Origin of the sequence: Streptomyces phyllanthi (genome assembly GCF_009377205.1) — a bacterium.
In the GTDB taxonomy this organism is placed as follows: Bacteria; Actinomycetota; Actinomycetes; order Streptomycetales; family Streptomycetaceae; genus Streptomyces; species Streptomyces phyllanthi.
The window spans coordinates 1-10,702 of sequence record NZ_VJZE01000321.1 but is presented as its reverse complement, the minus strand read 5'-3'; the positions used below and the strand labels follow the sequence as shown (position 1 = coordinate 10,702).

The window sequence follows — 10,702 nt, the reverse complement described above, 5'->3', positions numbered from 1 at the left end:
CCCCCACCGTGATCAGCGGTTCCCCCACGCCCAGCGCCGTCCCCGCCTCGGCGTGCAGGCGCAGCACCGTGCCCGCGTACGGCACCGGCACCTCGACCGCTGCCTTCGCGGTCTCCACCTCGACCACGATCTGGTCGAGCGTCACGGTGTCACCGACGGCGACCTTCCACTCCACGATCTCCGCGTCGGTCAGGCCCTCGCCGAGGTCGGGCAGCTTGAACACCTGCTCGTGCGATGTCGCGGTGGTCATGCGACCGCTCCCTTCACCAGGTGCCGGGTGTCGGGCTCGTCCGAGAACTGAAGACGGTCGACGGCGTCGAGGATCCGGTCGACGCCGGGCAGATGCGCGTGCTCCAGCTTCGGCGGCGGATAAGGGATGTCGAAGCCGGTGACCCGCAGCACGGGGGCGGAGAGCGAGTGGAAACAGCGCTCCTGGACCCGGGCGGCGATCTCCGCGCCGACCCCGGCGAAGCCCTGGGCCTCCTGGACGACCAGGCAGCGCCCTGTCCTTCGGACGGACTCCGTGACGGTCTCGTCGTCGAAGGGCACCAGCGTGCGCAGGTCCACGACCTCCAGCTCGATGCCGTCCTCGGCGGCGGCGTCGGCCGCGGCCAGGGCCACCGGGACGGACGGGCCGTAGGCGACGACGGTGGCGTCCCGCCCCGCCCGCCGGATCGCCGCCCGCCCGAACGGCAGCGCCCCGCGCATCCGGAGGTCGGTGTCCTCGCGGGACCAGTACAGCCTCTTCGGCTCCAGGAAGACCACCGGGTCGGGGTCGCCCACCGCGTCCCGCAGCAGCCAGTACGCGTCCTCGGCCGTGGCTGGGGTGACCACCTTCAGGCCGGGCGTGTGCGCGTAGTACGCCTCGCTGGAGTCGCAGTGGTGCTCCACGCCGCCGATGCCGCCGGCGTAGGGGACACGGATCACCATCGGCAGGCTGACCCGCCCGCGCGTGCGGTTGCGGGTCTTGGCGACGTGCGAGGCGATCTGCTCGAACGCCGGGTACGCGAAGGCGTCGAACTGCATCTCCACCACGGGCCGGAACCCGCCCATCGCCATGCCGACCGCCAGCCCGACGATGCCGGCCTCCGCGAGCGGGGTGTCGAAGCAGCGCTGCTCGCCGAAGTCGCGGGTCAGCCCGTCGGTGATGCGGAACACCCCGCCGAGCGGGCCGACGTCCTCCCCGAAGACGAGGACCCGTTCGTCCTCGCGGAGCGCGTCGCGCAGGGCGGTGTTGAGCGCCTGCGCCATCGTGACCTTGGCCATGGTCGTCAGTCCTCCTGGGCCTGGGTGGTCTCGGCGAGCTCGGCCGCCAACTGGGCACGCTGCTCGCGCAGTTGCGGGGTCGGCTCGGCGTACACGTGGTCGAACAGCTCCAGCGGGTCCAGTACGGAGTCCGCGTTCATGCCGGCCCGGACCCGCGCCGCCAGTTCCTCGGCCTCCTCCCGCGCCGCAGCCCTGTCCTCGTCGGTGAGCGCTCCGCGCGAGCGCAGATAGGTCTCCAGCCGGTCGACCGGGTCGGCGGCCCGCCACCGCGCGACCTCGTCGTCCTCCCGGTAGCGGGTGGCGTCGTCGGCGTTGGTGTGCGCGTCCATGCGGTAGGTGTGCGCCTCGACCAGGACCGGGCCGTTCCCTGCGCGGGCGTGCTCGACGGCCGCGCTCAGCACCGCCAGCACCGCGACCAGGTCGTTGCCGTCGACCTGCTCGGAGCGCACCCCGTAGCCGATGCCCTTGTAGGCGAGGGCGGGCGCCGCGGTCTGCCGGGCCAGCGGGACGGAGATCGCGTACTTGTTGTTCTGCACGAAGAAGACGACCGGCGCACGGAACACGGCCGCGAAGTTCAGCGCCTCGTGGAAGTCGCCCTCACTGGTCGCCCCGTCCCCGACGAGTGCCATCGCCACGCCGTCCTCGCCCTTGCGGCGCAGGGACTCGGCCATGCCGGTCGCGTGCAGCACCTGGGTGGCCAGCGGGGTGCACTGGGGGGCGACCCGGGTGGCGGCGGGATCGTAGCCGCAGTGCCAGTCGCCGCGCAGCAGGGTCAGCACCTCGACCGGGTCGATGTCGCGGGTCACCAGGGCGACGGAGTCGCGGTAGGTCGGGAACAGCCAGTCGGCCGGGCGCAGCGCGAGCACGGCACCGATCTGACAGGCCTCCTGGCCACGGCTGGACGGGTAGACGGCCAGGCGGCCCTGCTTGGTGAGGGCGGTCGCCTGGGCGTCGAACCGGCGGCCCAGCACCATCCGCCGCCAGGCCTTCCGCAGGGCCTCGACCGGCGGCTCGGTGTAGTCCGCCGGCCGCCTGGCGACCGGGGTGCCGTCCTCGGCCACGAACCGCACCGGCGACAGGGACGGCAGGAGGCCCTGGACCGTCTGGCGGAGGCTCTTCACAGACATGGAGGGCACTCGCTTTCTCTGGACACTTGACAGGAGAATGGTGGCTACAGCGGAATATGTGTTCAATAGCTCGGCCGAATCGGCGACGAACTGCCGAACCGAGAGGCATGGGAGGGCAAAGTGTCCGAGGAAACCTCACCGCCGGGGGCGGCGGCCGGACGAACTGCCGTCCCGCTCGACGACATCGACCGGCAGATCCTGACCCGGCTCCTCCAGGACGGCCGGATCTCGGTCCGCGCCCTCGCCGAGCAGGTGCACATCTCCCGGGCCAACGCCTACACCCGCATCGGCCGGCTCGTGGCCGAGGACGTCATCACCGGCTTCACCGCGCAGCTCAACGCCCAACGGGCCGGACTCGGCACCAGCGCCTACGTCACGATGAGCATCGACCAGAACGCCTGGCGCGACATCTCCCGCGAACTGCGCGCCATCCCGTACGTGGAGCACGTCGCCCTCGTCACGGGCGACTTCGACGTCCTGGTGCTGGTGCGCGCGCCGGACAACCTGGCGCTGCGCAAGGTGGTGCTGGAGAGCATCCAGGCGGTGCCGGGCGTGCGCTCCACCCGCACCTGGCTCGTCTTCGACGAGGTGCGGGGGCGCGGCGCCACCTGGACGGACTGAGGACCCGCGCCCGTCATACGTCGAGCAGCTCGGCGGTGGCGGCGGGGCCCCGCGCGGCGACTGCCGGCCGGCCCGGTGCCGGGACGGGAGCCGTCGGGGGAGCCGTCGTCGGCACGTGCCGCCGCGAGCGCACCACGCGGAACCGTCCCGTGATGAAGTGGGCGCCGGCGCCCGGCAGTTCGGCGCGAGCCGAGGACGGGTCGGCGGGCAGGTCGTCGAGGTTCTCCACCAGATGCACTCCGGCGTCCAGCGCAGCCGTCTCGGCCGCCGCCAGTACCAGCGGATCGGTGGAGTGCACCGAGGCGTGGAGCGCGCCGTGCCGCGCCAAGGTGCGGCGCAGCAGAGTGAGGCTGTGCGAGGTCGAGTCGGTGCCCACCAGGAAGGAGACGAGTCCGGGCCACTCGCGCGTGTAGATCCGCTCGTCCGAGGCGCGCAGCCGCACCAGCAGCGGGCTGCGCAGGTCGGCGTGCGCCTGCTCGGGCTGGGCGACGGGCCCGGAGGCGTGCAGCACGGGGCCGTACCGCGCGGCCTCCGTCAGGGCGTCGCGCACCTCGTCGGCGGTGATCGCGCCCAGCACCCGCGCCGCGCGTGAGGGATGCCCGAGCAGCCGGTCCACGGCGTCGCCGAGGTCCGCCCCGAGGTCCCGCAGCGTCTTGGGGCCCTCGTCGGTGCGAAAACCCCGCTCCGGCACCAGGACGTTCTGCGGTGTGGTGCGCACCGTGCCGTTGCACAGGCACGAGGAGAGGGCGAGACCCCGCACCAGGCCCCGGTAGTCGTCGGTGGAGTCCACGACCACGGTGCTCAGACCCGTCCGGTTGGCGAACACGGCGGCCTGGCGGGCGTGCTGCTCCAGCCAGTCGGCGAAGCGTGCGGAGCCGGTGAAGTCGACGATGCGCACCGCCGGGTCGGTGGCCAGCCGCCGGTGCACCCGCTGCTCCGGTTCGGCCACCGCCAGCGTCACCACGTTCGGGTCGTGGCCGGCCTCCGCCAGCACCTGCCGGGCGACCCGCACGGTGATCGCCAGCGGCAGTACCGAACGCGGATGGGGGGCCACGACCACGGGATTGCCGGTCACCAGGCCCGCGAACAGGCCCGGATACCCGTTCCAGAGCGGGAAGTCGGGACAGCCGACGAGCAGGGACACCCCGCGGGGCACCAGAGCGCAGGTGCCCCGCAGCGCGAGCGGCCGGCCGCCCTTCTCGGCGCTCTCCCAGTGCAGGTCGGCCGGGACGCGTTCCGACTCGGCGAGCGCCTGGGCCACGGTCTCCAGAGCACGGTCCTGGGCGCGTGGCCCGGCGGCGCGGAAGGCCGCCGGCAGCGGCTGGCCGGTCGTGTGGTGCACCGCGAGGGCCAGTTCGTGGCTGCGGGTGTTGAGTCGGCGCAGGATCTCCACGGCGAGCCCGGCGCGTTGGTGGGTCCCGGCGGCCCGCCAGCCGGCCGCCGCCCGCCCGGCCGCCGCGACCAGCTCCTCGGGATCGCAGCGCGGGTAGGAGATGGCCAGAGCCACGCCGTACGGCGACGACTCCGTGTGCACCCACCCGCGCGCGCCGGGCTGCCCCAGATCGAAGGGCCGTCCCAGCAGTGAGCGGAACACCTTGCCCGCGGTGCGGGTGGACCTCATGCCCGCGTCGGCCGCGTCCTGGCCGGTCGCCTCGGTGAAGGGGCGACGGCACTCACCGGCGGCGAGGGCACGGACGACATCGTGGAGCAGCTCACCGTGCCGTTCGTAGGGGCCGGGGCGCACGGCCGTCAGCCTCGCCGGGCCGCGGCGAGCGTGAGCAGGGCGTCGTTCTCGTCCGGCAGTCCGATCGTCACGCGGACTCCCTCGCCGGGGAACGAGCGGACCACGACCTTCCCGTCCAGGCAGTGCAGGGCGAAGTCCCCGCTGTCCTCGCCGAGGGGCAGCCAGACGAAGTTGGACTGGGAGTCGGGCACCTCGTGACCCAGCGCGCGCAGCCGCGCGGTGACCCGGTCGCGTTCGGCGACCGTGAGGGCGGCCCGCCGGGCTACCTCAGCGCCCTCGCCGAGGGCGACGGCCGCGGCCCGCTGGGCGAGGGCGCTGACACTGAACGGCACCTGCGTCCGGCGTACGTGCGCGGCGATCCCGGGCGGCGCGACGCAGTAACCGACGCGCAGCCCCGCCAGTCCGTACGCCTTCGAGAAGGTCCGCAGCACCGCCACGTTCGGCCGGTCACCGAGGAGGGCGAGGCCGTCGGGAACCCGGTCTGGATCGGCGTACTCGCGGTAGGCCTCGTCGACGACGATCAGCACGTCCCGCGGCACCCGGTCCGCGAAGTCGGTCAGGGCCCGCGCCCCGACCGCCGTGGAGGTTGGGTTGTTGGGGTTGCACACGAAGACCAGCCGGGTCCGGGAGGTGATCGCCGCGGCCATGGCGTCGAGATCGAGGGCGTGGTCGCGCAGCGGCACCCGTACGGCCGTGCCGCCCGCGACGGCGGTGAGGATCGGGTACGCCTCGAACGACCGCCAGCCGAAGACCACCTCGTCACCGGGTCCGACGACGGTGTGCAGCAACTGCCCGCACACCTCGGAGGACCCGGCGCCCACCGCGATCCGGTCCGGCTCGACCCCGTGGTGCGCGGCCAGGGCCTCGACAAGGGAGGCGGCATGCAGATCGGGGTAGCGCGACACGCCGCCGGCGGCGTCCGCGACGGTTTCGGCCACCCCCGGCAGCAACCCGTACGGAGACTCGTTGCTGGCCAGCACGATGGCTCCGGGCAGTTTGCGGCCCGGGACGTAGGCGGGCAGCTGGGACAGGGACGCACGGACACGCACCATGCTGGACTCGCTTCTGCAGCGCTGGGGCCCGAGGTCTGGCCGTCGGGCACTTGACAGGGGAATCGTGAAGAGCGGACGACAGACGCTCAACTGTTTGGCGAATTCGGCTACGAATCGCCGAAATCGAAGCATCTGATCGGCAAACCGTCTTCGGGTGAACCCAGCGGGGCCTTCGGCATGAGACGGACGGCACGCCCTCCACCGGACGCCGCGTCTCCTTCTTGATCACGGGACGGACACACCGGGCTGTCGACGCCCCCGCCGCGGGCCAGGCGCCAGCAGACTGCTCGCCGCCCGAGCCGCGCGATGTCCGCGGCCGCCCCGTTCCGATCGAGGGAGATTATGCACAGCACCCGGACCCGCCTCCGCCACGGAGCCCTGACGGCGTGCGCGGCGGTTCTCGCGCTGCTCGCGGTCGGTTGCTCGAAGGCGTCCGCGGGCGCGCAGGCCGACGGCTGCCGCGACAACGGCCACTGGTCGCCACGGGAACGTGCCGCGTGGCTGCGCACCGCGGTGGCGTTTCATGGGACGGCCGACGGGGCGGACCCGTCGTACGAAGAGGCATCGGTCGTCGTCCGTGCACGGCATAACGGCGATGTCCGGGTGCTGTGCCAACCCCTCGCCGTGCAGGTCGAGTTCTGGACTCTCACGGCCACGACGACGGGGACGGACAGGTCGTTCGTCAAGCGCTACCGGCTGTCCACGGACGGAAGCAGGACCCGGACCGTCGGATTCCCCGCCGGCCTTCCCACCGGACAGGACGGAGCCTGCACCCGGATTCTCGTGGCGGCGCACACGGGCGAGCCCCTCGCCGACGGGGAACTGCCGTGGACGGCATCGGACCTGACCACTTCCGAGGACACGGACGTGCGGTTCGGGACGGAGCGGATCGGCGTGTACCGGCTGCTCCCGCCGCACGATTCCGCACGGTGCGACGCGGCCCGGTCGACCACCAGCCCCTCACCCACCAGGTCGACGATCTGGGACGTCAACCATCCGTGAGGCGGTCATGGCCGTGTGGTCGGCCGCGGCCATGGTCAGGTGTGCGGCGTGTGACCGGTGGTCCCCCTCCTGACTTGTAGGGTTGGGGCGTTTCCCGGGCAGCCCTGGTCGCGGTGCGGCTCAGGGTTGTCCCTCCGCCAGGTGCGTGCGGAGTCGGGCCGTCATGCGCAGGGCGTCGGGTCGCAGCGAGCCGGAGGCGACCTCTCGTACCCCACGGCCCGGAGGGACGGTCAGTCGCCAGCGGCGGGCGACGCAGGCGGTGACGACGGCCATCGCCGTGCGGGCGAAGACCTCTGTGACGTGGTGGCGCGGACCGATACCGAAAGGCAGGTAGGCCCCCCGCCCGACGCTTCTCCCGCGCTCGGGGGACCACCGGTCGGGATCGAAGCACATCGGATCGGGGTACACGGCGGGGTCCCGGTGCAGCGCGGTGGGACTCAGCAGTACCTCGGTGCCGGGGGAGAGTGCCTGGCCGCCCAGGTCGAGTGGCGCGGTGATCCGATGAACCTGCAGCCACATGGGGGTGTGCAACCGAAGGGTCTCATCGATGACCTGCCGGGTGTAGCGCAGGTTCCGGATGTCCTTGGGGACGGCCCGGTTCGCGGGACCGGCTCCGGGTATCACCCGCAGTTCCCGGTGCAGGCGCTCGCGTACCAGGGAGTGGCGATCCAGCTCGTGGAAGAGCCAGGACAGGGCGACGGCAGTGGTCTGCGTGCAGGCCCTCATGATGGCGACCGCCTCGTCACGGATCCGGGCGTCGGCGAGCCCCCGGCCGACGCCCTCCTCGTCCCGCTCGGCGAGCAGCAGGGACAACAGGTCGCCGTGGTCCCTTCCGTCCGCCCGGTAGGCGGCAACGACCTCGTCGATCAGCTGCCCGAGCCGGAGCGCGGCCCGGCCGAAGCGGCGGTTGCCGGGGGTCGGTGCCTTCTCCCACCAGGGAAAGGGGGACATGGCACGGCGGTCCGATTCGGCCCCCACCATCGGCGACAGGCGGAAGCACTCGTCCGCCGCGGTGCGGACCTGCTCCGCGGAGCACAGCGACCGAGCCGCGATGCGCAGCGTCAGAGCGTGCATCTCCCGGTCGATCCTCAGCGTCCGGTGGTTGCTCCACGCCCCGATGACCGTCTCGGTCTCACGGCTCATGATGTCCACGCAGCGCCGGATGCCCTCCTGACGGAACAGGGATTCCCTCAGATCCTTCCTCAGGGAGCGCTTCAGGGCTTGTCCCCAGGGCTGCCGTGTCGGCTGCCGGCCGTGGTGGACCTGCAGCCGGCAGCTCATCAGGGCGCCGCCCGGCACGGGGCGCGGCTGGTGGATGAAGTGCCGCCTGCCGGGCGAGTTCTCTCCGGCCGTCAGCAGACGGCGCACCAGTTCCGGCGAGTTGAGGACGTAAACCGGGCGCCGGCCGAGGTACACCCGTACGACGTCGCCCTGGTCACGCAGTGACTGCAGGAACTCCAGGCGGCCGCGGGCGAGCGACACTGCGTGCCCGACCCCGGGAAGCCGGCCGGGACTCGTCGGCACTTCTCGCGGTGCGCATGGCACAGCGTTCCTCCCTTGTCCTTCGGTACGGATGTCCTTCCTGCGCGATCGATCGCTCACCGACGGAGCGGGTTCCGCCCTCGGGCGAGCAGGGCGATGCAGCACAGCGCCCCGATGGCCAGGACGATGATGTACGCCGCGACGGCGAGGGAGGTGCCGAAAACGTCCAGCAGCAGCACCATGATCAGCGGTGCGAACCCGCCGCCCACGATGGTGGCGAACTGGTAGCCGAGCGAGGCTCCGGTGAAGCGCATCTCCGGCGTGAACAACTCGGTGAACAGCGCCGCCTGCGGACCGGACATGAGGCCCAGGAACAGGCTGCACACGAGCATCCCGACGAACAGGCCCGCGTAGCTCGCGGTGTCGATCAGCAGGAACATCGGCACCGCCCACACCATCAGGCCGATCGTGCCCGCCGTGTAGACCTTGATCCGCCCGATCCGGTCGGAGAGCGCGGCGGACGAAGGGCCCACCGCGAGCTGCACCACGCTGAGGACCAGGGCGATCAGGAGGATGGGGTCGCGCTTCAGGCCGAGTTCACGCGTGGCGTAGTCGAGCGTTCCGGTGGCCATGATGTAGAAGGTCGCCGTGTTGACCATGAACGAACCGCCCGCCAGCAGCACGGTGCCCAGGTGGTGGCGCAGCACCTGCTTCAGCGGCGACCGGCGGCTCTTCTGCGCGCGCTCTTCCGCGGCGAGCCGGGCCTCCGCCGCGCGGAACTCGGGCGTTTCCTCCACCCGCCGATGGATGTACCACGCGATCCCCACCACGAGGAGGCCGGCCAGGAACGGGACCCGCCAGCCCCAGCTGGTGAAGGCGGCGGGGGACACGGCCTTCTCCGCGGTCAGGAACACGGCGTTGGCGAGGATCAGACCGAGCGGCACGCCCAACCCGGCGATGCTCCCGTAGAGCCCCCTCTTGCCCGCAGGGGCGCTCTCGGTCGCCAGCAGCACCGAACCGCCCCACTGGGCGCCCACGGCGGCACCCTGGATCAGGCGCAGCGTCATCAGCAGTACGGGGGCGGCGATGCCGATCGACGCGTAGTTGGGCAGCAGGCCGATGGCCGCGGTGGCCACGCTCATGACGAGGAGGGACACGACGAGCACCGGCTTGCGTCCGTGCCGGTCACCGAAGTGCCCGCCGATGACGCTGCCCAGCGGCCGGGCCAGGAAGCCCACGGCGAACGTGGCGAACGAGGCGACGGCGCCTGCCGCCGGGCTGGCGGAGGGGAAGAACTCGCTGCCGAAAACCAGGGCCGCGGCCGTGCCGAAGAGGAAGAAGTCGTACCACTCGAACGTGGAGGCCAACGCGGCCGCCCCGGCGCCTCTGCGGTGCGTGGCGGGGCCTGGTGCGTCGTCGGTGGGCGTGCTGGTCCGGGCTTCCGATGCCATCGTCTGGCCTTCCGTGTGAGTGCAGGGGGTCTTCCGGCGAGACCTGGGCCGCGGTCGTCGTCCGCGGCGGCTCGTTCCGGAGCGTTTGTCGTGGGCGGTGGTGCCTCGTCGGCCGTGTGGTGGCCGGGTCGCGTACGCGGTCTCACCACCGCCCGGTTCACCAGGTGACGGGCGTCCTCATGTCACCAGGTGACGGGAAGTTCGTGGACGCCGTAGATGGCCATGTCGTGGCGGAACGGGATCTCCTCGAGTGGAATCGCGGTGCGCAGGCCGGGGATGCGCCGCAGCAGCGTCGGGTAGACGATCTGGAGTTCCGTTCTGGTGAGGCTCGCGCCCAGGCACTGGTGGATGCCGTGCCCGAACGAGATGTGGTGCCGGGCCTGCCGGTGGATGTCCAGCCGTCCCGGGTCGTCGAAAACGGCCTCGTCGCGGTTGGCGGCGTCGCCGAGGAGGACCACGCCTTCGCCGGCGCGAATGATCTGCCCGTTCAGCTCGACGTCCTCCATGGCCACCCGGCGCACGCCGCTGTGTCCGATGGTGAGGTACCTCAGTAGTTCCTCCACCGCGTTCGCGGCGACTTTGGGGTCGTCCGAGTCGCGGAGCTCTGCGAGTTGTTCGGGGTGCTGGAGGAGGGCCAGGACACCCAGCGAGATCATGTTGGAGGTGGGCTCGTGCCCCGCCAGGAGCAACAGGACGGCGGTGCTGCACAGTTCGGCGCGGGTGAGGTGGCCCGGCCGCACCTGCTCGATGACCAGACGACTGATCAGGTCGTCTCCGGGTTCGCGCTCCTTGGCCTCCACCAGTGAGTCGAGGTAGTCCTGGAGTTCCAGACGGGCCGTCTTGGCCTGTTCCGGGGTGCAGTCCCGGGACACCAGCACCGAGTTGGCCTGCTGGAAGAAGGCGTGGTCGCGGTACGGGACGCCGAGCAGTTCGCAGATGACCAGGGTGGGCAGGGGC

General features: G+C 72.0%; 10 protein-coding genes. 2 read left to right on the top strand and 8 right to left on the bottom strand.

Annotated features, from left to right (window positions below):
* From FNH04_RS32305 to pdhA, 3 genes are all read right to left on the bottom strand, one after another.
* Window positions 1-250: biotin/lipoyl-containing protein (locus FNH04_RS32305; protein WP_322724450.1), on the bottom strand; the 250-nt coding region annotated here is incomplete at its 3' end.
* Window positions 247-1,266 carry an alpha-ketoacid dehydrogenase subunit beta gene (locus tag FNH04_RS32300; RefSeq protein WP_152789414.1) on the bottom strand — a complete coding sequence of 340 codons (1,020 nt, stop codon included), beginning with the start codon at window positions 1,264-1,266 and terminating at the stop codon, window positions 247-249. The genes FNH04_RS32305 and FNH04_RS32300, both read right to left, overlap by 4 nt.
* Before the next feature lie 5 nt (window positions 1,267-1,271).
* Window positions 1,272-2,393 (bottom strand): pyruvate dehydrogenase (acetyl-transferring) E1 component subunit alpha, encoded by a 1,122-nt coding sequence (pdhA, locus tag FNH04_RS32295; protein WP_152789413.1) that lies wholly within the window; start codon window positions 2,391-2,393, stop codon window positions 1,272-1,274.
* Between the two features lie 120 nt (window positions 2,394-2,513).
* Here pdhA and FNH04_RS32290 point away from each other — a divergent pair, with 120 nt between their 5' ends.
* A complete protein-coding gene (locus FNH04_RS32290; protein ID WP_322724449.1) occupies window positions 2,514-3,014 on the top strand; it encodes an Lrp/AsnC family transcriptional regulator in 501 nt (166 codons plus the stop codon).
* A gap of 13 nt (window positions 3,015-3,027) precedes the next feature.
* On the opposite strand, the gene FNH04_RS32285 is transcribed toward FNH04_RS32290, so the two are convergent.
* Both FNH04_RS32285 and FNH04_RS32280 read right to left on the bottom strand, forming a co-directional pair.
* Window positions 3,028-4,758, bottom strand: coding sequence for an aldehyde dehydrogenase family protein (locus FNH04_RS32285; protein ID WP_322724448.1), 1,731 nt, complete (start codon window positions 4,756-4,758; stop codon window positions 3,028-3,030).
* Window positions 4,759-4,763: 5 nt separating this feature from the next.
* Window positions 4,764-5,810: a histidinol-phosphate transaminase gene (locus tag FNH04_RS32280; RefSeq protein WP_152789410.1), complete on the bottom strand. Its 1,047-nt coding sequence runs from the start codon at window positions 5,808-5,810 to the stop codon at window positions 4,764-4,766.
* 342 nt (window positions 5,811-6,152) lie between these two features.
* Here FNH04_RS32280 and FNH04_RS32275 point away from each other — a divergent pair, with 342 nt between their 5' ends.
* Entirely contained in the window at window positions 6,153-6,812 is a 660-nt protein-coding gene (locus tag FNH04_RS32275) for a hypothetical protein (RefSeq protein ID WP_152789409.1), read from the top strand.
* A gap of 120 nt (window positions 6,813-6,932) precedes the next feature.
* Here FNH04_RS32275 and FNH04_RS32270 read toward each other — a convergent pair whose 3' ends face one another.
* The 3 genes from FNH04_RS32270 to FNH04_RS32260 form a co-directional block, all read right to left on the bottom strand.
* The gene (locus tag FNH04_RS32270; RefSeq protein ID WP_322724447.1) at window positions 6,933-8,336 is read right to left on the bottom strand and encodes a cytochrome P450; all 1,404 of its coding nucleotides are present in this window, start codon (window positions 8,334-8,336) and stop codon (window positions 6,933-6,935) included.
* A 74-nt stretch (window positions 8,337-8,410) separates the two neighbouring features.
* Window positions 8,411-9,745 carry an MFS transporter gene (locus tag FNH04_RS32265; protein ID WP_152789407.1) on the bottom strand — a complete coding sequence of 445 codons (1,335 nt, stop codon included), beginning with the start codon at window positions 9,743-9,745 and terminating at the stop codon, window positions 8,411-8,413.
* Window positions 9,746-9,927: 182 nt separating this feature from the next.
* On the bottom strand, window positions 9,928-10,702 hold a 775-nt coding region (locus tag FNH04_RS32260), incomplete at its 5' end, for a cytochrome P450 (RefSeq protein WP_152789406.1).